The organism is Streptomyces sp. NPDC058307 (genome assembly GCF_042880295.1).
GTDB lineage: Bacteria > Actinomycetota > Actinomycetes > Streptomycetales > Streptomycetaceae > Streptomyces.
On record NZ_JBHVYZ010000031.1, the window covers coordinates 1 to 25,917 of the forward strand.

At 69.6% G+C, this 25,917-nt stretch carries 25 protein-coding genes and 1 rRNA gene; 11 read left to right on the plus strand and 15 right to left on the minus strand.

The annotated features are described in order from the left end of the window. The first annotated feature begins 94 nt into the window (after window positions 1-94). Window positions 95-211: ribosomal RNA gene (rrf, locus tag ACFVYN_RS22320) — 5S ribosomal RNA — on the plus strand. 84 nt (window positions 212-295) lie between these two features. After that, window positions 296-841, plus strand: a complete 546-nt coding sequence (locus ACFVYN_RS22325) for a GNAT family N-acetyltransferase (RefSeq protein WP_390001154.1) — start codon at window positions 296-298, stop codon at window positions 839-841. A 36-nt stretch (window positions 842-877) separates the two neighbouring features. On the opposite strand, the gene ACFVYN_RS22330 is transcribed toward ACFVYN_RS22325, so the two are convergent. The 8 genes from ACFVYN_RS22330 to ACFVYN_RS22365 form a co-directional block, all read right to left on the minus strand. After that, window positions 878-2,416, minus strand: coding sequence for a type IV secretory system conjugative DNA transfer family protein (locus ACFVYN_RS22330; protein WP_390001155.1), 1,539 nt, complete (start codon window positions 2,414-2,416; stop codon window positions 878-880). A gap of 14 nt (window positions 2,417-2,430) precedes the next feature. Then, entirely contained in the window at window positions 2,431-3,840 is a 1,410-nt protein-coding gene (locus ACFVYN_RS22335) for an ATP-binding protein (RefSeq protein WP_390001156.1), read from the minus strand. Between the two features lie 10 nt (window positions 3,841-3,850). Further along, on the minus strand, window positions 3,851-5,410 hold the full coding sequence (locus tag ACFVYN_RS22340) for an SCO6880 family protein (RefSeq protein WP_352391645.1): 1,560 nt from the start codon (window positions 5,408-5,410) through the stop codon (window positions 3,851-3,853). Beyond that, the gene (locus ACFVYN_RS22345) at window positions 5,407-6,735 is read right to left on the minus strand and encodes a hypothetical protein (protein WP_390001158.1); all 1,329 of its coding nucleotides are present in this window, start codon (window positions 6,733-6,735) and stop codon (window positions 5,407-5,409) included. Before ACFVYN_RS22345 ends, ACFVYN_RS22340 begins: the two co-directional genes overlap by 4 nt. Next, window positions 6,725-7,558, minus strand: coding sequence for a hypothetical protein (locus ACFVYN_RS22350; RefSeq protein WP_390001160.1), 834 nt, complete (start codon window positions 7,556-7,558; stop codon window positions 6,725-6,727). The genes ACFVYN_RS22345 and ACFVYN_RS22350 overlap by 11 nt, the downstream gene beginning before the upstream one ends. Before the next feature lie 253 nt (window positions 7,559-7,811). Next, window positions 7,812-8,120 (minus strand): hypothetical protein, encoded by a 309-nt coding sequence (locus tag ACFVYN_RS22355; RefSeq protein ID WP_007383036.1) that lies wholly within the window; start codon window positions 8,118-8,120, stop codon window positions 7,812-7,814. 479 nt (window positions 8,121-8,599) lie between these two features. Next, window positions 8,600-9,943 (minus strand): peptidase S8, encoded by a 1,344-nt coding sequence (locus tag ACFVYN_RS22360; RefSeq protein WP_390001162.1) that lies wholly within the window; start codon window positions 9,941-9,943, stop codon window positions 8,600-8,602. A 308-nt stretch (window positions 9,944-10,251) separates the two neighbouring features. Then, on the minus strand, window positions 10,252-10,866 hold the full coding sequence (locus ACFVYN_RS22365) for a TetR/AcrR family transcriptional regulator (protein WP_390001164.1): 615 nt from the start codon (window positions 10,864-10,866) through the stop codon (window positions 10,252-10,254). A 90-nt stretch (window positions 10,867-10,956) separates the two neighbouring features. Between ACFVYN_RS22365 and ACFVYN_RS22370 the strand changes: the two genes are divergently transcribed. After that, complete coding sequence (locus ACFVYN_RS22370) at window positions 10,957-11,874, plus strand: oxidoreductase (protein ID WP_390001166.1); 918 nt, start codon at window positions 10,957-10,959, stop codon at window positions 11,872-11,874. A gap of 78 nt (window positions 11,875-11,952) precedes the next feature. Here the strand turns inward: ACFVYN_RS22370 and ACFVYN_RS22375 are convergent, their stop codons facing one another. Beyond that, window positions 11,953-12,852, minus strand: a complete 900-nt coding sequence (locus ACFVYN_RS22375; RefSeq protein WP_390001168.1) for an alpha/beta fold hydrolase — start codon at window positions 12,850-12,852, stop codon at window positions 11,953-11,955. A gap of 129 nt (window positions 12,853-12,981) precedes the next feature. Here ACFVYN_RS22375 and ACFVYN_RS22380 point away from each other — a divergent pair, with 129 nt between their 5' ends. The 3 genes from ACFVYN_RS22380 to ACFVYN_RS22390 all read left to right on the plus strand — a co-directional run bounded on the left by ACFVYN_RS22380 (window position 12,982) and on the right by ACFVYN_RS22390 (window position 15,718). Further along, window positions 12,982-13,692 carry a trypsin-like serine peptidase gene (locus tag ACFVYN_RS22380; RefSeq protein WP_390001170.1) on the plus strand — a complete coding sequence of 237 codons (711 nt, stop codon included), beginning with the start codon at window positions 12,982-12,984 and terminating at the stop codon, window positions 13,690-13,692. Window positions 13,693-13,842: 150 nt separating this feature from the next. Beyond that, window positions 13,843-14,850: an NlpC/P60 family protein gene (locus ACFVYN_RS22385; protein ID WP_390001171.1), complete on the plus strand. Its 1,008-nt coding sequence runs from the start codon at window positions 13,843-13,845 to the stop codon at window positions 14,848-14,850. A gap of 169 nt (window positions 14,851-15,019) precedes the next feature. Beyond that, window positions 15,020-15,718: a phosphatase PAP2 family protein gene (locus ACFVYN_RS22390; protein ID WP_390001172.1), complete on the plus strand. Its 699-nt coding sequence runs from the start codon at window positions 15,020-15,022 to the stop codon at window positions 15,716-15,718. Window positions 15,719-15,746: 28 nt separating this feature from the next. Here ACFVYN_RS22390 and ACFVYN_RS22395 read toward each other — a convergent pair whose 3' ends face one another. Then, the gene (locus ACFVYN_RS22395; protein WP_390001173.1) at window positions 15,747-17,303 is read right to left on the minus strand and encodes an FAD-binding oxidoreductase; all 1,557 of its coding nucleotides are present in this window, start codon (window positions 17,301-17,303) and stop codon (window positions 15,747-15,749) included. 306 nt (window positions 17,304-17,609) lie between these two features. Here ACFVYN_RS22395 and pstS point away from each other — a divergent pair, with 306 nt between their 5' ends. The 4 genes from pstS (at window position 17,610) to pstB (ending at window position 21,728) form a co-directional block, all read left to right on the plus strand. Then, window positions 17,610-18,734 (plus strand): phosphate ABC transporter substrate-binding protein PstS, encoded by a 1,125-nt coding sequence (pstS, locus tag ACFVYN_RS22400; protein ID WP_390001175.1) that lies wholly within the window; start codon window positions 17,610-17,612, stop codon window positions 18,732-18,734. 116 nt (window positions 18,735-18,850) lie between these two features. Continuing rightward, window positions 18,851-19,855, plus strand: a complete 1,005-nt coding sequence (gene pstC, locus ACFVYN_RS22405; RefSeq protein ID WP_390001176.1) for a phosphate ABC transporter permease subunit PstC — start codon at window positions 18,851-18,853, stop codon at window positions 19,853-19,855. Next, window positions 19,852-20,913: a phosphate ABC transporter permease PstA gene (gene pstA / locus ACFVYN_RS22410; RefSeq protein WP_390001178.1), complete on the plus strand. Its 1,062-nt coding sequence runs from the start codon at window positions 19,852-19,854 to the stop codon at window positions 20,911-20,913. The genes pstC and pstA overlap by 4 nt, the downstream gene beginning before the upstream one ends. A 38-nt stretch (window positions 20,914-20,951) precedes the next feature. After that, on the plus strand, window positions 20,952-21,728 hold the full coding sequence (pstB, locus tag ACFVYN_RS22415) for a phosphate ABC transporter ATP-binding protein PstB (protein WP_355744575.1): 777 nt from the start codon (window positions 20,952-20,954) through the stop codon (window positions 21,726-21,728). A 113-nt stretch (window positions 21,729-21,841) separates the two neighbouring features. Here the strand turns inward: pstB and ACFVYN_RS22420 are convergent, their stop codons facing one another. Further along, window positions 21,842-22,840: an anion permease gene (locus tag ACFVYN_RS22420; protein ID WP_390001180.1), complete on the minus strand. Its 999-nt coding sequence runs from the start codon at window positions 22,838-22,840 to the stop codon at window positions 21,842-21,844. Window positions 22,841-22,848: 8 nt separating this feature from the next. Next, window positions 22,849-23,469, minus strand: coding sequence for a DUF47 domain-containing protein (locus ACFVYN_RS22425; protein WP_390001182.1), 621 nt, complete (start codon window positions 23,467-23,469; stop codon window positions 22,849-22,851). Between the two features lie 199 nt (window positions 23,470-23,668). Between ACFVYN_RS22425 and ACFVYN_RS22430 the strand changes: the two genes are divergently transcribed. After that, window positions 23,669-24,007, plus strand: coding sequence for a metal-sensitive transcriptional regulator (locus tag ACFVYN_RS22430; protein WP_390001184.1), 339 nt, complete (start codon window positions 23,669-23,671; stop codon window positions 24,005-24,007). Between the two features lie 37 nt (window positions 24,008-24,044). Here ACFVYN_RS22430 and ACFVYN_RS22435 read toward each other — a convergent pair whose 3' ends face one another. From ACFVYN_RS22435 to ACFVYN_RS22445, 3 genes are all read right to left on the minus strand, one after another. Beyond that, window positions 24,045-24,221, minus strand: a complete 177-nt coding sequence (locus ACFVYN_RS22435) for a hypothetical protein (RefSeq protein WP_390001186.1) — start codon at window positions 24,219-24,221, stop codon at window positions 24,045-24,047. Between the two features lie 98 nt (window positions 24,222-24,319). After that, window positions 24,320-25,156, minus strand: coding sequence for a hypothetical protein (locus ACFVYN_RS22440; protein WP_390001187.1), 837 nt, complete (start codon window positions 25,154-25,156; stop codon window positions 24,320-24,322). Between the two features lie 297 nt (window positions 25,157-25,453). Further along, window positions 25,454-25,888 carry an NUDIX hydrolase gene (locus tag ACFVYN_RS22445; protein ID WP_390001189.1) on the minus strand — a complete coding sequence of 145 codons (435 nt, stop codon included), beginning with the start codon at window positions 25,886-25,888 and terminating at the stop codon, window positions 25,454-25,456. Window positions 25,889-25,917: the final 29 nt, after the last annotated feature.

Below are 25,917 nucleotides of genomic sequence, written 5' to 3' on the forward strand. Positions count from 1 at the left end.
CTAATAGGCCGAGGGCTTGTCCTCAGTTGCTCGCGTCCACTGTGTTAGTTCTGAGGCAACGACTGTGCTTTTTCCGGTCGTAACTTCATAGTGTTTCGGTGGTCATAGCGTGAGGGAAACGCCCGGTTACATTTCGAACCCGGAAGCTAAGCCTTACAGCGCCGATGGTACTGCAGGGGGGACCCTGTGGGAGAGTAGGACACCGCCGAACAATTTGTGAGAAAACCCCCGTGCCATTCGGCACGGGGGTTTTCTGCGTTTCACGTGATACCCGGCCGGCATTACTGTGGCCCGTATGAGCTATGTGATCCGGTCCGTCCGCGCCGATGAGTGGTCCGCCGCGAAGGAGCTCCGGCTTGCGGCACTTCAGGATCCGGTCGCGCCCCTCGCCTTCCTGGAGACCTATGAGGAGGCCGTCGCACGGCCCGATTCCTTCTGGCAGGAGCGGACGGCCAAGGGTTCCGAGGGGGCGGAAGGGGCTCAGACGGTCATCGCCGAGGCACCGGACGGGCAGTGGGTCGGGACGGTGACGGTGCTGATGGAGGAGCCCGGGACCACGGACTGGGCAGGGTTTCCGGTCGAGCGGAAGCAGGGGCATCTCGTCGGGGTGTTCGTACGGCCCGAGGAGCGCGGGAGTGGGCTCACCGATGTGCTGTTCGACGCCGCTGTGGAGTGGGCGTGGGCACATGGTGCCGAGCGGGTGCGGCTGATCGTGCACGAGGACAACGGGCGGGCGCAGCGGTTCTATCGCAAGGCCGGGTTCGAGCCCACCGGTGTGGTCGTGCCGCTGGGGTCGGCTCCGGAGGAGTCGGAGCTGGAGTTCGCGCTGGAGCGAGTCTGACGTCAGTGCGGTCGGTCAGGAATCAGCACCTGAGCCCTACGCCGGGAACTCCGCGTCCGGCCATCGGGTGCGTGCCTGTTCGCGGGACCGGAGCAGGGCCAGGGTCGGTAGTCCCCGGTCCGCTCCGGCGGCCAGCAGCTCCGGCAGGTGGGGAAGGGGAGCCACGGCTGCGACGTCGTCCAGGACCAGCGTCAGTGGTGGGTCGAGGCGACCGGAGGATGACCGTTCGGCCATGCGCCGGCCACGCTCGACCACGCTTGAGGTGAGGGCTGTCAGAAGGGGCATCGCACCCGGATGGGTCCTGGGGTCCTCGATGGATTCACCCACCACATAAAGCGTGCCCCCTTCGTCGACGAAGGAATCCAAGGCGAGGGCATCATTTCGGTTGGGAGTGCATGCCTCGCGGATGTTGACCGTGAAGAGGGCCGAGAGGGCTCGGCCGGCCAACTCCTGCGCGATGTCACGGCGTTCCGGGTGCGCGGTGAGAGCGGCCTCGAGTTCGCCCGCGGAGCCCGGAGCGGCCTTGGGGTGGGTGCGAAGGGTCCGCACCGCGTCCTGGATCTGGGTGCCCTGGCACCAGCGGTGGACGTGACGGATGGTGCGGGCCTCTATGGCCGCCGCGTGGAGGTAGCTGCGCAGGAGCGTTTCGGCTACGTCGGCCACGGCCTGGTCGATCTTCGCGGTGGGGCGGACCGGGGCGAGGAGGGCGGCGGCTCTGGCCTTCGCCGTCTCCTTGGTCTCACAGCCTGCGGTGGGGGACCAGTGGAGGCGGGCCGGGGTGTCGCAGAGGTGGGTGGGGTCGTAGACGTGGACCGGACCCAGTTTGGCTCGGGCGTCCTTGGTGTCCTGCCAGACGGCTGGGTTCGAGGTGACGACAAGGGCGGGGCCTTCGGCGTCCCTGATGGCCTGGGTCGCGGTGGGGTGGCGGGTCGCGGGCGGGCCGTAGTGCACCACGCCCTCGGCGCGAGGGGTCTCCCAGCCGCTCACCGGTGCGCCATGCGTCACCGGGTGCGGGTTCCGCTCGGTGGGCCGGCTCACCGTGACCGGCAAAGGCTGCGGCGACGGCAAGGGCTGGGTTTGCGGTTGTGGTTCCGGCGTCGGTCTCGGGATCGCCACCTCGTGAGCCGGTACCTCGTGGACCGGTGTCTCCCGGGCAGGTTCCGGTTCCGGACGTCGTTCCCGTGCCGCCAGTTTCTCCGCTCGCGTCTTCGCGCGGACCGCCCTCCAGCGGGCCAGTGTCCCCATCACGAAGATCGTCAGGACGATGAGGATCAGCAGCTGGCCGATGAACAGGCCCCAGACCAGGCCGTAGCCGGAGAGTTGGCCGGAGGGGGTGTCTGGCCAGGCGCCGGGGATGTCCTGGGGGTGGCCGATGAGGTGGCGCATGGCCGGCGGGGTGCGGGTGAAGGTGACGCCGCTCGGCCAGTCCCCGTGGGCGAACAGCCCCGCGAGGCCCGTCGCCGTCCACACCAGCAGGGTCATGCCGAGGAGGAAGGCGAGTATGCCCACCAACAGCCCGTCAGGGACGCCTCCCTGGCCTCCCTGACCGCCCCGGTGGCGATCGTCCGGTCTCACCACTGCCCGCCCTCCTACGCCACCGTCGACTCGGAGTCGCCCATGTGCTGTTCCACGAAGGCCGCCGCCCGCTCCTCCGCCTCCAGCTCGGCGGCGCGCAGGGCGTCGTCGGCGAGATCGCTGGAGGACTCCGTCATCGCGCGGTCGGTGAAGACCAGCGGGCGTTCGGTCTCGGTGACCAGGTGTTTGACCACCTGGACATTGCCGTTGACGTCCCAGACGGCGATGCCGGGGGTGAGGGACGGGATGATCTCGACCGCCCAGCGCGGCAGGCCCAGGACGCGGCCCGTCGCTCGGGCCTCGTCGGCCTTCTGGGCGTAGATCGTGCGGGTCGAGGCCATCTTCAGGATGGCCGCGGCCTCCTTCGCCGCCGCTCCGTCCACCACGTCGGACAGGTGGTGGACCACCGCCACGAAGGACAGGCCGAGCCGTCGGCCGAACTTCAGCAGCCGCTGGAAGAGCTGGGCCACGAAGGGGCTGGCGATGATGTGCCAGGCCTCCTCGACCAGGAAGATGCGCTTCTTCCGGTCGGGGCGGATCCAGGTGTGTTCCAGCCAGACCCCGACGATCGCCATCAGGATGGGCATGGCGATGGAGTTGCGGTCGATGTGGGACAAATCGAAGACGATCAGCGGCGCGTCCAGGTCGATGCCGACCGTGGTCGGGCCGTCGAACATGCCCCGCAGGTCACCGTCGACCAGGCGGTCGATGACCAGGGCGACATCGAGGCCCCACGCGCGGACGTCCTCTATGTCGACGTTCATCGCCTCGGCCGACTCGGGCTCGGGGTGCCGTAGCTGCTCCACGATGTCCGTGAGGATCGGCTGGCGTTCGACGATCGTCTCGTTGACGTAGGCGTGCGCGACCTTCAGCGCGAAGCCGGAGCGCTCGTCGAGGCCGTGGCCCATCGCGACCTCGATGATGGTCCGCAGCAGGGCCAGCTGGCCGGTCGTGGTGATCGCCGGGTCGAGCGGGTTGAGCCGGATCCCCATGTCCAGGGCGGCCATCGGGTCCAGGCGGATGGGAGTTATCCCCAGCTCCTGCGCGATGAGGTTCCATTCGCCGACGCCGTCCTCGCCCTGGGCGTCGAGGACGACGACCTGGCGGTCCCGGAAGCGCAACTGGCGCAGCACATACGTCTTCTCGAGGGCGGACTTGCCGTTTCCGGATTCGCCCAGGACCAGCCAGTGCGGTGCCGGGAGCTGCTGGCCGTAGAGCTGGAAGGGGTCGTAGATGTAGCCCTTGCCGGAGTACACCTCGCGGCCGATGATCACGCCGGAGTCGCCGAGGCCGGGCGCGGCGGTCGGGAGGTAGACCGCCTGCGCCTGGCCGGTGGAGGTGCGGACCGGCAGGCGGGTCGTCTCGACCTTTCCGAACAGGAAGGACGTGAAGGCGTCGCTGAGGACGGACAGCGGATCCCGCATGCTTGGTCCCCTACTTTCGGATGCCGGTGGCGAACGGAAGCGTGTTCACGAAGGCGCGATGGTGCTCGCGGTCGCACCACTCCAGTTTCAGATACGACTTTCCGGCCGAGGCCCGGATGGTCCGCTTGTCGCGGGCCAGGGCCTCGGGGTTGCGGGAGGACACGGTGATGTAGCCGACGAGGTTGACGCCGGCCGCGCCGCTCGCGAGGTCCTCGCCGCGCTGGTCCAGGCGGTTGTGGGAGGCGACGTCGCGAGGGTCGACGGTGCGGTTCATCTTGGCGGCGCGGGAGGCCTCGGCCTCGTCGTTGGTCTTTTCGGTCAACATGCGTTCGATGGCTACCTCGGTGGGCTCGAGGTCCATCGTCACGGCGACCGTTCGGATGACGTCCGGGGTGTGGACGAGCAGGGGTGCCAGGAAGTTGACGCCCACCGGGGTCATCGGCCATTCCTTCACCCAGGCCGTGGCATGGCACCAGGGCGCGCGGGTGGACGACTCCCTCGTCTTCGCCTGGAGGTACGTCGGCTCCATCGCGTCCAGCTCGGCCGGCCAGGCGTTGCGCTTGGTCATGGCCTGGATGTGGTCGATGGGGTGGTCCGGGTCGTACATGGAGTGGATCAGGGAGGCGAGCCGGCCCTGGCCGAGGGGCTGGCGTACCCGGATGTCGGCCTCCTGGAGGCGCGAGCAGATGTCGGTCAGCTCGCGGGCCATGACGACCGCGAGGCCGGCGTCCTTGTCCAGCTTGCGGCCGGACTGGGGGCGGGCGGCGCGGGCCATCGCATGGGCCTCGGCGGCCAGTTCACGGGTGTAGTGCATGCAGGCGACGAGATAGGCGCGGTGCTGCTCGCTGCTGGTCGACACCATCGACTGGAGCTGGTCGTACGACGACTGCAGCCACGGCAGGGCCCGGTCGTCCCCGCGCATGGCGACGTCCTTGGCGTGGGCGTCCGGGTCGGCGGGGAGGGTGCGGGCGAGCATCTGGATGCGGGTGACGAAGCCGTCGCCGTTGGCCACGTGCTTGAGGAGGGTGCCGAAGCGGTCGACGAGGGCTTCCTGGTCCTCGGAGTCGCGCAGGCCGACGCCGGGGCCCTCGATCTCGATGGCGGCGGTGACGGTACGGCGGTCCGCGTGGAGCAGTACGGCGATCTCGTCGGGCCCGAACGGGGCGGCGAGCCAGTTGATCCGGCCGATGCCGGGGGGCGGGCCGACCTCGACCTCGCGGCCGTCGACGTGGGTGCCGGCCTCCATCACGGAGGAGCGGTAGGTGGTGCCCTGGCGCAGGGTGCGCTTGTAACTGCGGTTGATCTCGAACCACTTGTAGAAGGTGCGGCGCTTGTAGGGCACGTAGACCGCGGCCAGCGCGAGCAGGGGGAAGCCCATCAGCAGGACGATGCGCAGGGACAGGACCGGGACGAGGAGCCCGCACATCATGCCGAGGAACGCGCCCACGATGATGAGCGCGATCTCGCCCGACTCACGGTTGCGGCCGACGATCGCGTTCGGCCGGGCGCGGCCGATCAGATATGTACGGCGGGGCGTGACCGTATGCGACACGTGGGACTCGGTCGTCAACGCCCGTCACCTCCTGTGCTGTTGCTGCCTGCGTTGCGGTTGCCGGCGTGCGGGGTGTTCACCGCGTTGCCCGCGCGGGGAGCGGGAGCGGCGGAGGGGACAGATCCGCCGCCTCCGTTCGGGGTGCGCGAGCTGTGGGCGGCGACTCCGCCGGACACCGGGTTGCTCGGGCGGGCGCCCGAGCCTCCGGAGGCCTGACCGTTGTTGTCGGCCCGGGAGCTGTGGGTCTTGATGCCCTGGGCGACCAGGGTGGCCGGGGAGCTGATGACCGCGGCGGCCTTGCCCTCGGCGTTCTGCATGATGCGGTTGTTGCGGGAGCCGGCGATCTCGTCGCCGAAGCCGGGGACGAAACGGTAGATCATCGCACTGGCGAAGATGGCGAGCAGGATGATGGCGAGCCCGGAGACGACGGCGGAGAAGGCGTCGGGGCCGTCGTCGGAGGAGAGCGCGCCGGCGAGGCCGAGGACGATGACGATCACCGGTTTGACCAGGATGACGGCGATCATGATGCCGGCCCAGCGGCGGACGTGGCCCCAGAGGTTCTTGTCGACGAGGCCGGCGTAGACGACGGTGCCGAGGAGGGCGCCGACGTAGAGCAGGGCGGCGCGGATGACGAGCTCCAGCCAGAGGACTCCGGCGGCGAGGATGCTGACCAGGGAGACGACGATCAGCATGATGGGGCCGCCGCCGATGTCGTTGCCCTTCTCCAGGGCGCCGGAGAAGGTGCCGAAGAACGTGTCGGTCTGGTCGCCGGTGGCCTTCGCGAGGACCTCTGAGACGCCGTCCGTGGCGGAGACGACGGTGTAGAGGATGAGGGGGGTGAAGGCGGACGCGAGCACGGTCAGCCACAGGAAGCCGATCGCCTCACTGATGGCGGTGGTGAGGGGGACGCCTCGCACCGCGCGCTTGGTGACCGCGAGCAGCCACAGGACGAGGGTGAGGATGGTCGACGCGGCGAAGACGACGGCGTACTGCTGGAGGAACTTCTGGTTGGTGAAGTCGACGTTCGCGGTCTCCTTCACGGCCTCGCTGAGCTTGCCGATGGTCCAGGCAGCGGCTTTGGCGCAGCTTCTGGCGAGGGAGGACATGGGGTCGAGGGTGGAGGTGGGGTCGTCGTTGATCGACCCGCCGCGCTGCTTGCTGTTGCGGTCGCTCTCGCACAGCTGCCGTGCGGCGCCGGGGATCAGGCTGCAGGCATCGTCACTCGTGGAGGGAGACGGTGTGGGTGTCGGAGCCGCGAAGGCCCGGGCCGCCAGGAGCACGGTCGCGGTCTGTACGGCTGTGACCGCAGCGGCGGTCTTGAGTACGTAGCGATTACCGCGCATAGGTGAACCCTCCGTACTCGTCGACGGCCTTGGCCATCTCGTCGGCGCTGGAGGCCGGGTCGTCGCCTGGGACGGGCGTCGGGCCTTCCTTCTGGGACTGCGTGACGACCTTCCAGTCGCCGGCCGCCCACTCGAGCTTCATGGTGATGGTGAACCAGCTGTTGGTGACGGGGTTCGTGGAGTTCTCGCCCGCCATGCCGAGCAGGCCGCTGCACCAGACCTCGACGGTCATGTTGTTCTGGCTGGACTCGGTGACCTTGGTGCCGACGGGATTCGTACGGGACACGAAGGTGTAGCCGGCCGGTGTGGAGCCGTCGTCGTTCAGGCCGACGGCCTTGTTGAAGGCAGGGGTGTAGGCGCTGTCCAGGGTCGACTGGAACTCGGCCACGCGCGAAGGGACGACGATGGCCTGGAGAGTGGCGTCGCGCTGGGTCTTGTCGAACATGCCGGTCGAGCCCAGCGCCACCGCGTAGTTCGCCGCCGCGCTCTGCGCCCCCTGGGCGTCGTGCGCGTACCCCGTGGGGATGGTGCCCGGGGTGGACTGCACCGGCTTGGTGCCGCTGGGGGCTGTGGTGGTGGCGTTCGGCTGGCCGCCCGTGCCCTGCGCGGAGGATGAGGAACCGTCACCTCCGCGGTTCGCGAAGGCGATCGCGGCGATCAGGAGGACGACGACGCCGACCACGGTGACCAGGCTTCTGGAGGACGAGCGGCCGGAGCGGCGGGCGCCGCCGTACACGTCCGTGGTGCCGCCCGGCAGGTGTGTGCGGGTCTGGCCGGTGCCGCCGTAACCGCCGGAGCCCTCCTGGTCGTCTCCGAGACTCATACCGCTTACGCCCCCTCGACGTGGTGCGGAACAGCGCGGGAAAACGCGTAGGAGTACGACGGTAGCCGTGCTGGTTCCCGCGCGGGCGCGGTGTGGTGACTCGGCATCAGAGTCATCGGAGTCATCGAGGAGATCGGAGACATCGGAGACATCGGGGGAACGCAACCTCAGCCGGTGGGCACTGCGGACGGGTGGGGTAGGGGATACCGGGCGCGCCCGGCCGGGCCGGAGGTGCGTCGACCGGACGCGGCGGCTATACGGCCATGCCGTACACGATGGTGAAGAGCGTGCCCAGGGAGCCGATGATGAAGACACCGGTCAGCCCCGCGATGATGAGGCCCTTGCCCTGTTCCGCGCTGAAGGTGTCCCGCAGGGCGGTGGCGCCGATGCGCTGTTTGGCGGCACCCCAGATGGCGATGCCCAGGCAGAGCAGGATGGCGACCGCCATGACGACCTGGATCATCGTCTTCGCCTCGGTCCCCAGCGCCCCGAAGGGGCCCCAGTCCGGCGCGATCCCGCCGATGATGGTGTTGATGTCTCCCTTGTCGGCCGCAAAGAGCATGTAAGTCACCGCCCCTGGTGGGTAGTTCCGTCTCCCCTGCGGGTGCGCAGAGGTCAGGCCTCATTGTCGCCGACAATTCCGCCGTCGTATGTCGACTTGGCGTCATCGGTTGGCGGGTTTCGTACGAATGACTGTCTGGTCACTCTGTGTATCACGGCAGGTAACGCCGGGCAATGAGGCCTGAGCGGAACCTGGCGTGTGGTTCCGTCGTTGACCCCTCTTACGGCCTGCGGCGCTTCTGGCACCGATGTTCTGCGGGTGAAGGCTAACCCGGAGGGCCACCGGCATGACGAACGGGCCGCGGCAGGGGCGGTCGGCGGCCCGTTCGTTGACGGAGAGTCAGCCGGTGAAGGGCATGGCGAACGGGCCGCGACCGGATGTCGCGGCCCGTTGCCGTGGTGCCGCCGAGGGGACCCCACGTCCCCCTCTCGAGGGCGGCGTCCCCGTGACCCGACGGGGAGGACTCGGGAGGTGTCGGTTCAGCCGGTGAAGGCGGCCAGGCCCTGCGGAGTGCCCAGGCCGGTCGGCCCGTCGTAGCCCGACTTGGCGGTGCAGAAGTAGCTCGTCGAGCAGCTGCCGTTGTTGCCCGAGGTCACGTCGTTGAGGGCGGAGGTGTGCGCGTAGGGGAAGGAGGACGGGTAGGAGCCGCTGGACGGCGTACCGGCCAGGGCGTACACCGACGCGATGATCGGGGAGGAGGCGCTGGTGCCGCCGTAGGTGTTCCAGCCGGTGCCGTCGGAGCCGTAGGAGTCGTAGACGGAGACGCCGGTGGCGGGGTCGGCGACGGCGGAGACGTCGGCGATCATGCGCTTGGTGCAGCCGGTGTCGGTCTGCCAGGTGGGCTTGGCGTCGTACGCCGAGCAGCCGGAGCCGGTGCCCTCGGTGGAGCTGGTCTTCCAGACGGTCTCGGTCCAGCCGCGGCTGGTGGAGGAGGTCTTCAGGGCGGTGCCGCCGACCGCGGTGACGTACTTGGAGGCGGCCGGGTATTCGGCGCCGTAGCCCGCGTCGCCGGCGGAGACGGTGATGGCGACGCCGGGGTGGTTGAAGTACGAGGAGTCGTAGGAGGTGTCCGAGGAGGACTCGGAGCCGCCGTAGGAGTTGGAGACGAACTTGGCGCCCAGGGTGACGGCCTCGTTCACCGCCTTGCCCAGGTTGGCCATGGACGACGAACTCGCCTCCACCAGCAGGATCTTCGCGTTCGGGGCGATGGCGGAGACCATGTCGAGGTCGAGGGAGATCTCACCGGCCCAGCCGCTGTCGGCGGTGGGGAGGGAGGTCGTGGAGCCGGTCTGGCTGACCTTCTTGAAGCAGCCGTTGGCCGTGGTGCAGGCCGGCAGGCCGTAGTACGAGCGGTAGGTCGCCAGGTCGGCCGCGGCGTTCGGGTCGTCGTAGGCGTCCACGATGGCGACGGTCTGGCCGGAGCCGTTGTTCGCGGCCGCGGAGGTCAGGCCGTACGCGGACTGGAGGTCGCTCGGGCCGTAGCCGGTGGGTGTGGCGGAGGAGGCGTTCGGCTTGAGCGTCCTGGCGGTCACGCCCTTCAGCGCGGCCTGCTTCTCCATGTACGCGGTGGTGCCGCCGGTGACGCGCAGGGCGTTGCAGGCGGCGTAGCCCTTCTTGGGGGTGGCGTCGCACGCGCTCTCGTACTGCACGTGTGCCTTGGCGACGGCGGTGGCGACGGCCTTGGCGCTCACGTGGTCGGGGGTGGCGGCGGTCGCGTGGACGGCGGTGCCGAGTCCGGCGAACACGAGGGCGGAGGTGGCCACGGCGGTGGAGCCGGCCCGGCGCCATCTGCCGGATATGCGGGGGGAACGGGAGGTACGCAACGTACAGCCTCCTGGGAGTGGTTGCAGAGGCCTGCGGTGGGGGACCACCGGTGAGGTTCCCGGTGGGGGCGGCGACCCGCGAAGACCATCCCCTTGTTGAGTACGTGACAACAAGACAGGCGGTGGAATCCTGACTTCCGCCTTACTCAAGGGCGTTGGGGGATTGCTGATCAATGGCCGGCGGATGGGCGGGGGATGGTCACGGCTTGACCATCTACACGCGTCGCACACAACTCCCGGGTGGCTGGAGGCTGTTAGCGTCTCCGGGTCTCCGGGTCTCCGCGTCTCCGCGTCTCCGGGTCGGTGGGTCAGCGGGGCTCGAGGCCGTGCATCAGGTGGTGGACCAGTTCCGGCACGGTCTCCATGGCGGCCTCGGTGGTGTACATGCCGGTGACGGCGAAGGACGCCAGGCCCTGGAGGGCGGTGCCCACGACGAGGGTGAGCTGCTCGGGGTCGCCGTCGACGATCTCGCCGTGCTGCTGGGCGGCGGCGACGGCCCGTGCCAGGGCGCCCACCGTGCGGTCGACCCCGGCGGCCATCTGTTCGGCGGTGGCGGGGTCGTGCTTGCGGGCGTACATCAGCGCCAGGAGCTCGGCGTTGTCGATGGCGAAGCCCAGATAGGCCCGGGCGAGGACGGTGAGGCGGCCCCGCAGGGCGAGGCCCGGTTCGTCGGCGGCCTCGAGGGCCTCGGCCATGCGGTCGTAGCCGACCAGGGCGAGCGCGTTGAGCAGGGCCTGCTTGTCCTTGAAGTGCCGGCCGGGGGCGGCGTGGCTGACGCCGAGGTCGCGGGCGAGTTCCCGCAGGGAGAGGGAGGCGCTGCCCTTGTCGCGCAGGGTGCGCTCGGCGGCGACGAGGAGGGCGGAGCGCAGGTCTCCGTGGTGGTAGGGGCGGGTCTCGGGCTTCTCGGCTGGCATGGGCGCCATCGTATCCGGATGTAGGCGATGGCAGCATTGTGGACATTGCCATCATTGTTGTCATTGACAGCATTGTTGGCGGCGTCTACATTCGGGTGTATGGCTACGGACAAGCGGCAGAAGTGGAACGCGACCCGGATCCCCGACCAGACCGGCCGCACGGCGGTGGTCACGGGGGCGAACAGCGGGATCGGACTCCGGGCCGCGCAGGCCCTGGCCGAGGCGGGCGCGCACGTCGTGTTCGCCGTACGGGACGCTGAGCGCGGTGAGGCGGCCGCGAGGACCGTGAACGGCAGCACCGAGGTCCGGCGGCTGGATCTGGCGGACCTGTCGTCGGTGCGGGAGTTCGCGGCGGACTGGGACCGTCCGCTGGATCTGCTGATCAACAACGCGGGCGTGATGATGATCCCGCAGCAGCGGACTGCGGACGGCTTCGAGATGCAGTTCGGTACGAACCATCTGGGCCACTTCGCGCTGACGAACCTTCTGTTGCCGTATGTCACCGACCGGGTCGTGACGGTGGCCTCGGGCGCGCACCGCTGGGGCGACCAGCGGATCCAGTTCGACGACCTGAACAGGACGTCGAACTACGACCCGAGGGGCGTCTACGGCCAGTCGAAACTCGCGAACCTGCTGTTCGTGCTGGAACTCCAGCGGCGGTTGACGGAGTCCGGCTCCAAGGTCCGCGCTCTGGCCGCCCACCCCGGCTACTCGGCCACGAACCTCCAGAGCCACGCGGCCAGTCCGGCGGCCCGGGTGTTCATGCAGTTCGGCAACAGGTTCCTGGCGCAGGACGACCGCGCGGGCGCCCTGCCCACGCTGTACGCGGCGACGCAGGAGCTGCCGGGGGCGAGTTACGTCGGACCGGACGGGCTCGGCGAGATGAAGGGTGCGCCGACTCTGGTGGGCCGGAGCACGGCGGCGAGCGACCCTGCCGTGGCCCGGCGCCTGTGGACGGTGTCGGAGGAGCTGACGGGGACGCGTTTTCCCCAGGGTGTGCAGACGCGGGCCACCTGATCGGAAACACGCGCCGGTGACGCAGCCGGCGTTCGCCCAGACGCGTGGCTGAGCCGTTCGCTCGTGCCCCCGACGACGTCAGGACTGCTCGGTCCCGGTCAGGTGTCCGGCATTCGCCCAGAACGCGCACAGCGCGCCTACGAGCTCTTCCGGGGCCTCCTCGGCCATGTGGTGGCCGGAGTCGATCGGGGCGCCCTCCAGGTGGGCGCCCGCCCAGTCGCGCCAGACGGCCAGTACGTCGCCGTAGAGGTCGGTCATGTCGTCCCGCGTGGCCCACAGGACCTGGAGCGGGCGGTCGATGCGCCGGCCGGCCCGCCGGTCGGCGTCGTCGTGGTCGCGGTCGACGCCGAGGCCGGCCCGGTAGTCCTCGCACATGGCGTGCACGGTGGCCGGGTCGTGGATGGCCTGCCGGTAGTCCTCGTACGCCTCGGCGCCCATCGGCTCGGGCTTCGCCGTGTACCAGGCGTCGGGGTCGGCGTTGATGACGCGTTCGGCGGGCTTGTCCGTCTGGCCGAGGAAGAACCAGTGCCACCAGCTCGCGGCGAAGCCGGCGTCGCAGCGGCGCAGGGCCTCCCCGATGGGGACGGCGTCCAGCACGCTGACGGCGGACACCGCCTCGGGGTGGTCCAGGGCGAGGCGGGTCGCCACGTACGCGCCCCGGTCGTGCCCGACGACCGCGAACCGCTCGTGTCCCAGCCGGCGCATCACCGCGAGGCAGTCACCGGCCATCGCCCGTTTGGAGTAGGGACGGTGGTCCGGGTCGGTGGCGGGCTTGTCGGAGCGGCCATAGCCGCGCAGATCGGGGCAGACGACGGTGTGGCCCGTCGCGGCCAGCAGCGGGGCGACACGGTGCCAGGTGGCATGCGTACGGGGATGCCCGTGCAGGAGCAGTACGGCGGGGCCGCTGCCGCCGTGCCGCACGCGCAGCCGGACGCCGTCGTCGCCCTCGCACCGCGTCAGTTCGAATCCGTCGAACACGCCGGCCTCCCGGGTCCCCGCCGTCGAGGCTCGGCTGCCCCGGGGCGCGGGGATCCACACCGTCGACCAGGGCTGTCCCGAAACCTGCGCTTGATGCGTTTCTCATCTTCGTGCGGAATGCTTTCTTCCGTGAAGCGCACGCCACGTCTCGCCCTCCACGCCGCCGCTGTCCTGCTCACCGTCACCTCCGCCTCCGAGGCGGCCGCCGACGACGGGGCGGGGCCCTTCGGGGTGACGACGGTCGCCGCGGCGAACTCGCCGGCCGCCCGCGTGGGACCGCTGTTCAACGGCCGAAAGCACCACTGCACCGCCTCCGTCGTCCGCAGCCCGCACCGGGATCTCCTCGTCACCGCCGCGCACTGTCTCGACGGCGACGACGACCTCGTGTTCGTGCCCGGATACCGGGACGGCGTGGCGCCGTACGGGATGTGGAAGGTGACGAAGCGGTACCTGCCCGAGGGGTGGGCCGAGGGGCAGGACGAGGACAGCGACGTCGCCTTCGCCACGGTGGAGGGGAAGGTCCAGGACCTCGTCGGCGGGAACGGTTTCGCGGTCCGCACCGCCACCGGGGCGACCGCCGTCACCGTCATCGGGTACCCCTCCTCCCGTGACGTGCCGATCAGCTGCACCAACAAGCCGACCGCGCACAGCCGCACGCAGCAGCGAATAGCGTGCCCCGACTTCACGGGGGGTACCAGCGGCAGTCCCTGGGTGAACGGGGACGGACGGGTCGTGGGGGTGGTCGGCGGGCACGAGCAGGGCGGGCTGACGCCCGACGTGTCGTACAGCGTGGTGTTCGGGGCGGAGGCCGCCGCGCTCCACCGGGACGCGGTCCGCTGAACTCTGCGCCCCCGCACGCGATTGCGCCCCCGCAGCGCGATCCTTGCGCCCCCGCACCGCGATCTTTGCGCCGACCCGGCCGAGTACCCCGGCTTCCTCCGGGGAAGCTCCTAGACTGGCGCGGGCGGACTCCCGGTCGGCGAGGGGCGGTTGACGGTGCGTAAGGCGTGGCTCGTTGCGGGCGCCGTTCTCGGGGCGGGGCTCAGCTTCGTGATGCTGCTCGTCGTGGGGGTCTACGTCGTCGCCGGCAACCTGGCGGGCGGGGTCGGCGGGGCCACCAGGGCGCTGGCCGAGGGGGCTGTGCCGACCGCCTATCGGAAACTCGTGCAGGAGTCGGGCAACCTCTGCCCCGCCATCAACCCGGCCCTGCTCGCCGCCCAGCTCTACCAGGAGAGCGGGTTCAACCCGAGGGCCCAGAGCGCCGCGGCGGCGCAGGGAATAGCGCAGTTCATCCCGGGGACCTGGGCCACGCACGGGGTCGACGGGGACGGCGACGGCGACAAGGACGTCTGGGACCCCAACGACGCGATTCCCTCGGCGGCCTCCTACGACTGCTCGCTCGCGTCCTATGTGAAAAACGTCCCGGGGAACATCACCGAGAACATGCTCGCCTCCTACAACGCGGGCGCCTACGCGGTCATCAAGTACGGGGGCGTGCCGCCGTACAAGGAAACCCAGAACTACGTGAAGACCATCCTGACACTGGAGAAGAGCTTCGCGGCGCCCACGACCCGGGTCGACCCTTCCAGGCAGGCCGCCGGTGCCATCTACTACGCGCAGAAGAAGCTCGGGACGCCTTATCTGTGGGGCGGGACCGGTACCGCCGAGCAGGGCGGGCGCTTCGACTGTTCGGGGCTGACACAGGCCTCGTACGCGAGTGTGGGCGTCACGCTGCCGCGCGTCGCGAACGACCAGTACAACGCGGGCCCGCATCCGGCCAGAAGTGAACTGCTGCCGGGGGACCTGGTGTTCTTCTCCAAGGACCTCAGCAATTCGCGCGCCATCCACCATGTCGGGATTTATGTGGGCGGCGGATACATGATCGACGCACCGAGAACAGGTGCTGTGATCCGGTTCGACCCGATCGACAACTCTGAGTACTTCGGCGCCACCCGCGTCACCGAAGATGGCGCGAAAGCGTTGCCCACCACGGTGTGACCGAGCGTGAAACCCACCCCCTGAGCTGCGGCGATGTGTCTCTCTTCGATAACGTCTGCGTGATCATTCAGTGGAGTGTGGAACGTATTAACGGGAGCCGTGCGTTCCTGGGGGCGTAGCCGAGCGCACATGGGTACGCCGGGAAAGACGACGAAGGGGCCGCAGCACCATGGCTGTTCTCGCCGAATCCGGGTCGAACCCCGACGTCGACCTGCTCTACGACATCAACGGCCTGGCCAAGCACGCCCCGCACTGGTTCGACCGGGCCATGGAGTACGTCGGGGAGTACGGCATCCTGCTCGGGATGGTGCTGCTCGTCCTGTGGTGCTGGTGGCTGGGCCGCCGGCGCGCGGGTGAGGACGCCGCCTCCTCGGTGGCCGCGCTGCTGTGGGCGCCGCTCGCCGCCGCGCTGGCCGTGCTGGTGAACGTGCCCATAAGGGGGTTCGTCGAGCGGCCCCGGCCGTTCCGGACCCATGAGGGGCTCGAGGTCCTGGTGGCCGGGAAGACCGACTACTCCTTCGTGAGCGACCACGCGACGATCACCATGGCGATGGCTGTCGCGCTGTTCGTCGCCAACCGGAAGTTCGGGCTCGTCGGGATCGTGCTGGCGCTGCTCGAAGGGTTCTGCCGGGTGTACATGGGGGTGCACTACCCGACGGACGTCATCGGCGGGTTCGCGCTCGGCACGGCGGTGGCTCTGTTGCTGTCGCCGCTCGCGATGGCTCTTCTCACCCCCTTGATGAAGGCCGTCGAGCGCTCGTCGAAGGGGGCGTGGATCGTGCGCGCGCGAGACGGTGGACGGGGTGCCTCGGTGATTTCCGGAGCCCGCCAGGAGACCCCGGCCTCCCAGCGGGACCTGGCCGCGTAGCCGACGAAGACTACGGCTACGGCTACGGCTACAGCGACTGCGGGTAGCTGAAGAAGCCCTGCGGGTCGTACTGCTTCTTCACCTTGGCGAGCTTGGTCACCGCGTCGCCGTAATACGCCTTCCGCCAGTCCTTCAGCGTCGGGTCCGGGTAGTTCTGGTAGGCCGCTCCCGAGGCGTACGGCTTCATCGCGCCGTGGGCTCCCGTCAGCCAGGACTGGGCCGTCGTACCCGTCGTGCCCGACCTCCAGGACGCTATGTACTGGGCCAGCATGCGAGAGCGGCGGTGGACGAAGGCCGTGGCCGTGGGGGAGACGCGGTTGACCGCTCCGCCGAGGGCGGTCAGGGCGATGCTGCCCGAGCCGCCCCGGGCCGAGGCGATCTGCCGCAGCAGCGCCTGGATGCCGGCCGCCGGGAGGGAGCGGTCGAAGAAGTCCGAGCGGGCCGCGTAGGTCTCGCGGCCGAGGGCGCCGTGCGGGTCGCGGTTCGGGGTGGAGCCGGGCAGGTGGCACTTGGCGTCCGTGGAGAAGGACGAGCAGCCCGCGTACGCCTCCATCGCGCTCTCGTAGGAGTGCCGCCGCAGTGAGACGCTGCGGGCCGGTGCGCCGACCCGGTCGGCCAGGCGGTCGAGGGCGTTCTGGAGCTCGCCGTAGGTGCCCAGGGAGAACGCCGCGACGGCCACGGACGGCGAGCCGCCGTTCTCCAGATGGCAGGAGGACCAGATCTCGTCGGGCTGGCCGGGACCCCACTCCTGCCAGGCCCGCACCACGGCGGCGGCCCTGGACCACGGCCAGGTCGCGTACGCGGTCACGCCCTGGGGAGCCGGGTGGGTCCTGAAGTGCAGTTCGCTCACCACGCCGAAGTTGCCGTTGCCCGCGCCGCGCAGCGCCCAGAAGAGGTCCTTGTCGGTGGACGCGTCGGCGGTAAGTTCCCTGCCGTCGGCCGTGATCAGCGTCGCCCGGGTGAGGCTGTCGCAGGTCAGGCCGTAGGCCCGGGAGGCCACGCCGTGGCCGCCGCCCAGCACCAGGCCGGAGATGCCGACGGTCGGGCAGGAGCCCCCCGGGATCGTCACGCCCTTCGCGGTCAGGGCCCGGTAGACGTCGATCAGCTTGGCGCCGGCGCCGACCACGGCGGTGCCGCCCGAGGCGCGGACGCGGTTCAGCCGGGAGACATCGACGATCAGCCGGTTGTCTCCCGAGGACCAGCCGGCGTAGGAGTGGCCGCCGTTGCGGATCGCCACCCGGACGCCGTGGGCGCGGGCGTAGGCGAGCGTGGTGCGGATGTCGTCGGTGTGCGCCACGTACGCCACCGCCGCGGGCTTCAGCGAGTCGAAGCGGGTGTTGTAGAGCTGCCGGGCGGTCGCCCAGTCCGCGTCGCCGGGGCGGACCAGGGTGCCGTCCAGGTCGCGGCCGAGGGCGGTCCAGTTCGCGGCGGTCACGGCCGCCGTGGCGGGCGTACGGGCGGAGAGGGAGCGGCCGACGGTGCTGGGTGCGGTGCCGGCGCTGTTGCTCGTGCCGCTGTCGCAGGCGGCCGTGCCGATCGCCGCGATCGCAGCCGCGCCGGCCCCGATGAACGTACGCCGTTCCATGTGTCCGTGCCTTTCGTCGGCCGCGTCGGCCTCGTGGGCTTCCGTGGAACGAGACGAGGCTGTGCGGGTGAGGGTTCCCTTACGGGTTCCGGAATCACACCGTGCCCTCGACGTAAGCGTTCCGTGACCTCACCGCACCTTCTGCAGGGGTTCACTCCCCGTTCACTTCCGGCCATGAACGCCTTCACCTGATCTGCCTAATTTCGGTCTTACGCGATGTGTGGTGCGCCGTGAAAGCGCATCCGCATCTCCCAGACTTCGCGCACGCCGCCGGATTCAGGACGGCGGCACCCGGAAGGAACTCAAGTGAAGCTTCAGCGCATGAACCGGCGGGCCCTCGCCTTCGGTGCTCTCGCCGTCTCCGGCGCCCTGGCCCTCACGGCGTGCGGCTCCGACGACACCAGCGGCGGCGGCAGCGGCAACGCGTCCGCCACCGCGGCCGCGGGCAACATCAAGTGCGACGGCGCCAAGGGCCAGCTGCTCGCCGACGGCTCCTCCGCGCAGAAGAACGCGATCGACGCCTGGGTCAAGCAGTTCACGCAGGCCTGTGGCGTGCAGATCAACTACAAGGGCAGCGGCTCCGGCGCCGGCATCACCGCCTTCACCAACGGCCAGGTCGCCTTCGCCGGTTCCGACTCGGCGCTGAAGCCGGAAGAGGTCACCGCCTCCAAGAAGGTCTGCTCCGGCGGCCAGGCCATCGACCTCCCGATGGTCGGCGGCCCGATCGCGCTCGGCTACAACGTCCCGGGCGTGGACAAGCTCACGCTGGACGCCCCGACGCTCGCGAAGATCTTCAACAACAAGATCTCCAAGTGGAACGACGCGGCGATCAAGAAGCTGAACCCCGACGCCAAGCTTCCCGACCTCAAGATCCAGGCGTTCCACCGCTCCGAGGACTCCGGTACCACGGACAACTTCACCAAGTACCTGATCGCCACCGCCAAGAGCGACTGGCCCTACTCGGGCGGCAAGGCCTGGCAGGCCGAGGGCGGCCAGTCGGCGTCCGGCTCCTCCGGCATCGCCCAGCAGGTCAAGCAGACCTCCGGCGCGATCGGCTACATGGAGCTGTCGTACGCCAAGGACGGCATCAACCCGGTCAGCATCGACACCGGTGCCTCCGCCCCGGTCGAGGCCAGCGTGGACAACGCCACCAAGGCCATCGCCGACGCCAAGGTCGTCGGCACCGGCTCCGACCTGGCGCTCCAGCTGAACTACGCCACCAAGGCCGAGGGCGCCTACCCGATCACCCTGGTGACGTACGAGATCGCCTGCGACAAGGGCAACAAGGCCGACACCCTGGCCGCCACCAAGGCGTTCCTGCGCTACATCGCCTCCGAGGACGGCCAGAAGGTTCTCGCGGACAACGACTACGCGCCGATTCCCGACGACATCATCGCCAAGGTCCGCACCACCATCGAGGGCCTGAGCTGACCTGAGCGTGTGGTCGGACCGGGGCCCGCATCCAGGGACCCGGTCCGGCCACACCGTCCGGTGCACCGCCGCCAGGAGCCGCACATCGCACGCGGCTCCGCAGACCGGAGAACCCGATGGACACCACACAGATAACCGACACACCTCCACCCGCCCCCCAGCCGACCGAGGCCGAGCACAAGCGCGCGGCCCGTGGCGCCACCCGGCCCGGTGACCGGATCTTCCTCGGTCTCTCCCGCGGGTCGGGCATCCTGCTGCTGGCGATCATGGCCGCGATCGCCGTCTTCCTCACCTACCGCGCCTCGATCGCGATCGGCAAGGACGACGCGAACTTCCTCACCACCTTCGAGTGGAACACCGGTCTGATCCCGCCGAAGTTCGGCATCGCCGTCCTCGCCTTCGGCACGGTCGTCTCCTCGATCATCGCCATGGTCATCGCGGTCCCGATCGCGGTCGCCATCGCCCTGTTCCTCACCCACTACGCCCCACGCAGGCTGAGCGGTCCCATCGCCTACGTGATCGACCTGCTCGCCGCCGTGCCGTCCATCGTCTACGGCCTCTGGGGCGCCCTGATCCTCGTCCCGCACATGAACGGCCTCTACGGCTGGCTCGACGACTACCTCGGCTGGACCGGCATCTTCGACTGGCAGGGCGGCGCGCCCCGCTCGATGCTCACCGTCGGCATCCTGCTCGCGATCATGATCCTGCCGATCATCACCAACGTGAGCCGCGAGGTCTTCCGCCAGGCCCCGCAGATGATCGAGGAGGCGGCCCTCGCCCTCGGCGCCACCCGCTGGGAGGTCATCCGCATGGCGGTGATCCCCTTCGGCCGCTCCGGCGTGATCTCCGCGTCGATGCTCGGCCTCGGGCGCGCGCTCGGCGAGACGATGGCCGTGGCCACCGTGCTCTCCCCGACCTTCACCATCCAGGCCAGTCTGCTCGACCCGGGCGGCGGCACCTTCGCCCAGAACATCGCCAGCAAGTTCAGTGAGGCCAGCGACCTCGGCCGGGACGCCCTCATCGCCTCCGGTCTGGTGCTGTTCGTCATCACCCTGCTGGTCAACGGCGCGGCCCGCATGATCATCGCCCGCCGCAAGGAGTACTCGGGGGCCAACGCATGAGCAACGCCGTCATCGCCGACAAGCCCCGCAGCACGCTGCGCGGCGCCCGCCTCCCCAGGTGGAGCCCATACGCCATCGCCGCCGGCTCGGTCGCCCTCGGCCTCGGCATCAGCGCGGCCGCCGGCCTGAACAGCAGCATCCAGTGGGCCCTGATGGCCGCGGTCCTGTTCATCCTCGGCTCGTACGTCATCGCGTCCCGCGTCGAGGGGCGCCGGCAGGCCAAGGACCGGGTCGCGACCGCCCTCGTGTGGGTCGCCTTCCTGCTCGCCCTGGTCCCGCTGGTCTCCCTGGTCTGGACGACCGTCGTGCGCGGTGTGAAGGTCCTCGACGTCTACTTCCTGACCCACTCGATGGGCCTGGTCTCCGACACCGAGCCGGGCGGCGGCATCTACCACGCCATCCTCGGCAGCCTGGAGCAGGTCGGCCTCGCCACCGTCATCGCGGCGCCGGTCGGTGTGCTCACCGCGATCTACCTCGTCGAGTACGGGCGGGGCAGCCTCGCCAGGGCCGTCACGTTCTTCGTCGACGTGATGACCGGTATCCCCTCGATCGTCGCGGGCCTGTTCATCCTGTCGATCATGCTGATGTTCGACATGCAGCCCTTCGGCTTCGCCGGCTCGCTCGCGCTGGCCATCCTGATGATGCCGGTGGTGGTCCGCTCCACGGAGGAGATGCTCAAGCTCGTCCCGAACGAGCTGCGCGAGGCGTCCCTGGCGCTCGGTGTCCCGAAGTGGCGCACCATCCTGAAGGTGGTCCTGCCGACCTCGATCGGCGGCATCACGACCGGCATCATGCTGGCGGTCGCCCGTATCGCGGGCGAGACCGCGCCGGTGCTGCTGCTGGTGTGGGGCAACTCGCTCATCAACACCAACCCCTTCGAGGGTGCGCAGCAGTCGTTGCCGCTGTTCATTTACCAGCAGTACGCGAACAGCGCGGGTTCCGGTGCGGCGTACGACCGAGCGTGGGCGGCGGCGCTGACGCTGATCGCCTTCGTGATGATCCTCAACCTGGTGGCTCGCGGCATCGCCCGCTGGAAGGCACCGAAGACCGGTCGCTGACGCGGCCTCCCAGCGACTGATCTGGAAGTGAAGTAGTCATGGCCAAGCGAATCGACGTCAGCGGGCTCACCGCCTACTACGGCTCCCACAAGGCGATCGAAGACATCTCGATGACGGTCGAGCCGCGCTCGGTGACGGCCTTCATCGGCCCCTCCGGCTGCGGCAAGTCGACCTTCCTGCGCACGCTCAACCGGATGCACGAGGTCACCTCGGGCGGCCGGGTCGAGGGCAAGGTGCTCCTCGACGACGAGGACCTGTACGGCCAGGGCATCGACCCGGTGTCCGTCCGCCGTGAGGTGGGCATGGTCTTCCAGCGCCCGAACCCCTTCCCCACCATGTCGATCTTCGACAACGTGGCGGCGGGCCTGCGCCTGAACGGCTCGTACAAGAAGAGCGAACTGTCGGACGTCGTCGAGAAGTCCCTCAAGGGCGCGAACCTCTGGAACGAGGTCAAGGACCGTCTGAACAAGCCCGGTTCGGGTCTCTCCGGCGGTCAGCAGCAGCGTCTGTGCATCGCCCGCGCGATCGCGGTGGAGCCCAAGGTGCTGCTGATGGACGAGCCCTGCTCGGCCCTGGACCCGATCTCCACGCTCGCCATCGAGGACCTCATCGGCGAGCTGAAGGAGCGCTTCACGATCGTCATCGTGACGCACAACATGCAGCAGGCGGCGCGGGTCTCGGACCGTACGGCCTTCTTCAACCTGGCCGCGGTCGGGCAGCCCGGCAGGCTGATCGAGATCGACGAGACCGAGCGGATCTTCTCCAACCCGTCGGTCCAGGCCACGGAGGACTACATCTCCGGCCGCTTCGGCTGAGCCGGAGCCGCCGTACCAAGACCCCTCGCGGTGCTGCATGGCGGTGCCACCGCGAGGACACGAAGGGCCCGCCCCCGGAATCCGGGGGCGGGCCCTCTCTCGGTGTACGGCCCCTACAGGAACGCCAGGTTCACGATGCCGTAGGCGCAGGCGGCCACGATCGCCGCGGCCGGCATGGTGATGAACCAGCCGAGGACGATGTTCTTGGCGACGCCCCAGCGGACCGCGTTGACCCGCTTGGTGGCGCCGACACCCATGATCGCCGAGGTGATGACATGGGTCGTCGAGACCGGCGCCTTGAACAGGTAGGCGGTGGTGAACATGATCGCCGCACCCGTCGTCTCGGCGGCGAAGCCCTGCGGCGGATCGAGCTCGATGATCTTGCGGCCCAGGGTGCGCATGATGCGCCAGCCGCCCGCGTAGGTGCCCAGCGACAGCATCAGAGCGCAGGCGATCTTCACCCAGACCGGGATCGGGTCGCTGTACGTCTCGTGGCCCGAGATGACCAGGGCCATCACCACGACACCCATGGTCTTCTGGGCGTCCTGGAGGCCGTGTCCGAGGGCCATGCCGGCCGCGGACACGGTCTGCGCGATCCGGAAACCCCGCTTCGCCTTGTGCGGGTTGGCGCGCCGGAAGATCCACAGAATCGCCGTCATCACCAGGTAACCGACGACCAGGCCGACGACCGGCGAGATGAACATCGGGATGACGACCTTGTCGAGCACCCCGCTCCAGATCACCTCGGTGCCGCCCGCCAGTGCGGCCCCCACCATGCCGCCGAACAGCGCGTGCGAGGACGAGGAGGGCAGCCCGAAGTACCAGGTGACCAGGTTCCACACGATCGCGCCGACCAGTGCCGAGAAGAGGATGGCCATCCCCCGCGAGCCCGTCGGCGTCTCGATCAGGCCCTCACTGACGGTCTTGGCGACCCCGGAGCCGAGAAAGGCTCCCGCCAGGTTCATGACCGCCGCCATCGCCAGCGCCGCACGCGGCGTGAGAGCCCGCGTGGACACCGAGGTCGCGATCGCGTTCGCCGAGTCGTGGAAGCCGTTGGTGTACGTGAAGAAGAGCGCGACCAGGATGGTCACGACCAGAGCGAAGGTGTCCATGGAAGGGCTCAGGACTCCTTGACGGCGATGGTCTCCACCGTGTTCGCCACGTGCTCGAACGCGTCCGCGGCCTCTTCGAGGACGTCCACGATCTGCTTGAGCTTGAGGACCTCGATGGCCTCGTACTTGCCGTTGAACAGCATGGCGAGCAGCTTGCGGTGGATCTGGTCGGCCTGGTTCTCCAGCCGGTTGACCTCGATCCAGTACTCGGTGAGGTTGTCCATGGTCCGCAGGTTCGGCATGGCCTCGGCGGTGAGCTCGGCGGCCCGCGCGAGCACCTCGACCTGCTGCTCGACGCCCTTGGGGAGATCCTCGACGTTGTAGAGGACGACCAGGTCGACGGCCTCCTCCATGAAGTCCATGATGTCGTCGAGGGAGGAAGCCAGGTTGTAGATGTCCTCGCGGTCGAACGGCGTGATGAACGAGGAGTTCAACTGGTGGAAGATCGCGTGCGTGGCGTCGTCACCGGCGTGTTCCGCGGCCCGCATACGCTCTGCGATCTCGGCCCGGCCGGCGGTGTCCGCGCCGAGCAGTTCCATCAGGAGCTTCGAGCCCGTGACGATGTTGTCCGCGGAGGCGGCGAACATGTCGTAGAAGCTCGTCTCCCTGGGGGTCAGACGAAAGCGCACAAGGGGTCCTCGGGGTGCATCGGTTTCGGTCAGGGTGATGCTAAGTGCATCATCCGGCCACGGCTAATGGGCCGTCCCCCAGTGTCGCCCATCGGGCACAGTGGTTGGCACGGGGGCCGTCCGCAGGTCCTGTACCCGGGAAACTTCGGTACGATATACCCAGGAGGGGTATAGGAATGCCCCTGGTTGTGAGGACGCGATGACGACGACCGACACCGGCGCCACGGCGCCCTCCGAGGCAGTGGCCGAAAACGTCACGCACGGCTACCACAAGCAGAAGGACGAGCACCTCAAGCGCCTGCGCCGGATCGAGGGCCAGATCCGGGGTCTGCAGCGGATGGTCGACGAGGACGTCTACTGCATCGACATACTCACGCAGGTGTCCGCCTCCACCAAGGCCCTGCAGTCCTTCGCCCTGCAGCTCCTGGAGGAACACCTGCGGCACTGCGTGGCGGACGCGGCCGTCAGGGGCGGCGCGGAGATCGACGCGAAGGTCGAGGAGGCCACGAAGGCGATCGGCCGTCTGCTGCGGACCTGATCCGGCCTCCTCCTACGAAAGGACGGGCGCCCCCGGCTCACCTGCCGGGGGCGCTCGCGCGTTCTTCGGCCACTCTCAGCACCTCGTCGATGCTCTCCAGGCTGAGCCGGTCGTCCGCGGCCGAGGCCGCGATGATCAGCTCTCCGCACAGCTCGATCTCGGCGAGGGCCACGTGGTCCTGAACCGCCGTACCGCCGACCGGAGCCACGCGCATCACCTCTTCTCTGCCGTTACCGACTTCCTAGAGTAGGGAGCGGCCTACACACCGCGCATGGCACGGACGGGCTAGTCCTTGACGCCCGGCACGGCCGCTCACCCCTCGGCGATCCTGCCGGCGTAGATGTCCCGGGCGGCCGGCAGACGTACGTCCGTGGCGATCCCGAAGTCGTACAGCAGGGTCGTCGAGGCGACCGCCACGGTGCCGTGCCGCTGTCCGTTGACGAAGCTGAAGCGGTGGCGGACCTTGCGGATACGGCCCTGGTCGTCGAGGTAGACGTCGAAGGGCACCGCCGCCGTGGCGAACCCTTTCGCCGCCGCTGCCAGGACCCCCTTGTCGGCGCTCGACGCGCCCTTGGACGCGGCCACCAGGTCCGCCGTGCCCCGGTAGTGCCGCACCTCGGTCCCGGCGAGCTCGGTGGCGCCCACGTACGTCGCCGTCCTGGTCCCGCGCAGCACCTCGGCGGCCACCATCGGATCGGTGGCCCCGCCGGTGACGAGGTTGCCGTCGGTCAGGGTCGCGGTGTCGACGCGCACCCACTTGTCGGCGGGCACACCCGCGCCCCGGTTCTTCATGAACAGGGCGCCCAGGGCGAGGAGTTCGGTGATCGGCCGGTGCTCGCTGGTGCCGGCCGGGTCCTGCGGCAGCATCACCTTCAGCCGGCCTAGGCGCTCACGGTAGTCGTACACGCCCTCGCCGCGGATGGTGACCAGGGTGCCGCCGGTGGCCATCTCCATGGACGTACGGGCCTTGGAACTGCCCGCGTCCACCAGGGCGTCGGCGGCCCGGCGCAGGGTGCCGACCGGGTCGGCCGCGCGCGCGTCGTCCAGGGCGGCGCCGCTTCCCGAGCAACTCGTGGCGCAGGCGCAGGCCATGAGCACCGCCGCGACGACGACCGACCCGCCGGCCCGCCTCTGCTGCCGCTCCGTCATCGCCGTCTACCCCCAGCCGATACGTCCGTCAAGGACCCGTGTCGTTTCGCCTAACGACGGCCGGGTGGGGCCCGTCACGCGTACACCGGCCCTTTACCCGGGGTGGGTAACGTTGTCGGCGTGGCGCAGCAGGACAGGATCCCCCCACCTCCCTCCGACCGACCGGCCCACCACACGCAGATGGTCGAACAAGGCCGTTTCTGCCTGGCCCGGTGCACCTGCGGCTGGCGCGGACCGGCGCGCAGAGCCCGCAGCCAGGCACGGGCGGACGCGGCGGGACACGCGGAGGGCTGAGGCCTACGCGTCGTGCTCGGTCACGCGCACCAGGAGCTCGTCGACCAGGGTCCGGTCCTGGAGCTGGGTGAGCCGGTTCCTGGCGGCCGCCGGGGAGAGCCACAGGACGCGGTCGACCTCGTCGTTCGGGGTGAAGGCGCCGGTGACGGCCTCGGCCGCCCAGTAACGGACCTCCTTGGGGCGGCCGCCCGCGTAGTACTTCACGGTGGACAGCGGGGCGCCCGGCAGGGCCCGGTGACCCGTCTCCTCCCCGACCTCGCGCAGGGCGCCGGCGAGGGCGTCCTCGCCGCGCTTCAGCTTGCCCTTCGGGTGCGACCAGTCGTCGTACTTCGGCCTGTGGACCAGGCAGACCTCGAGCCCGCCGTCGACCGGGGAGCGGCGCCACAGGACGCAGCCGGCTGCCTGGACGGGGGCCTGCGGGGTGTCGGTGTCGGTCACGGGAGTCGCCGCCTTCTTGTCGCCGCCTT

Bases quoted from the DNA above. Each gene is read 5' to 3' on its own strand.
- ACFVYN_RS22325 (WP_390001154.1), top strand. From the start codon at position 296: ATGAGCTATGTGATCCGGTCCGTCCGCGCCGATGAGTGGTCCGCCGCG.
- ACFVYN_RS22335 (WP_390001156.1), bottom strand. From the start codon at position 3,840: ATGCGGGATCCGCTGTCCGTCCTCAGCGACGCCTTCACGTCCTTCCTG.
- ACFVYN_RS22345 (WP_390001158.1), bottom strand. From the start codon at position 6,735: ATGCGCGGTAATCGCTACGTACTCAAGACCGCCGCTGCGGTCACAGCC.
- ACFVYN_RS22350 (WP_390001160.1), bottom strand. From the start codon at position 7,558: ATGAGTCTCGGAGACGACCAGGAGGGCTCCGGCGGTTACGGCGGCACC.
- ACFVYN_RS22355 (WP_007383036.1), bottom strand. From the start codon at position 8,120: ATGCTCTTTGCGGCCGACAAGGGAGACATCAACACCATCATCGGCGGG.
- ACFVYN_RS22365 (WP_390001164.1), bottom strand. From the start codon at position 10,866: ATGGCGCCCATGCCAGCCGAGAAGCCCGAGACCCGCCCCTACCACCAC.
- ACFVYN_RS22370 (WP_390001166.1), top strand. From the start codon at position 10,957: ATGGCTACGGACAAGCGGCAGAAGTGGAACGCGACCCGGATCCCCGAC.
- ACFVYN_RS22390 (WP_390001172.1), top strand. From the start codon at position 15,020: ATGGCTGTTCTCGCCGAATCCGGGTCGAACCCCGACGTCGACCTGCTC.
- ACFVYN_RS22395 (WP_390001173.1), bottom strand. From the start codon at position 17,303: ATGGAACGGCGTACGTTCATCGGGGCCGGCGCGGCTGCGATCGCGGCG.
- pstC (WP_390001176.1), top strand. From the start codon at position 18,851: ATGGACACCACACAGATAACCGACACACCTCCACCCGCCCCCCAGCCG.
- pstA (WP_390001178.1), top strand. From the start codon at position 19,852: ATGAGCAACGCCGTCATCGCCGACAAGCCCCGCAGCACGCTGCGCGGC.
- pstB (WP_355744575.1), top strand. From the start codon at position 20,952: ATGGCCAAGCGAATCGACGTCAGCGGGCTCACCGCCTACTACGGCTCC.
- ACFVYN_RS22420 (WP_390001180.1), bottom strand. From the start codon at position 22,840: ATGGACACCTTCGCTCTGGTCGTGACCATCCTGGTCGCGCTCTTCTTC.
- ACFVYN_RS22430 (WP_390001184.1), top strand. From the start codon at position 23,669: ATGACGACGACCGACACCGGCGCCACGGCGCCCTCCGAGGCAGTGGCC.
- ACFVYN_RS22435 (WP_390001186.1), bottom strand. From the start codon at position 24,221: ATGCGCGTGGCTCCGGTCGGCGGTACGGCGGTTCAGGACCACGTGGCC.
- ACFVYN_RS22440 (WP_390001187.1), bottom strand. From the start codon at position 25,156: ATGACGGAGCGGCAGCAGAGGCGGGCCGGCGGGTCGGTCGTCGTCGCG.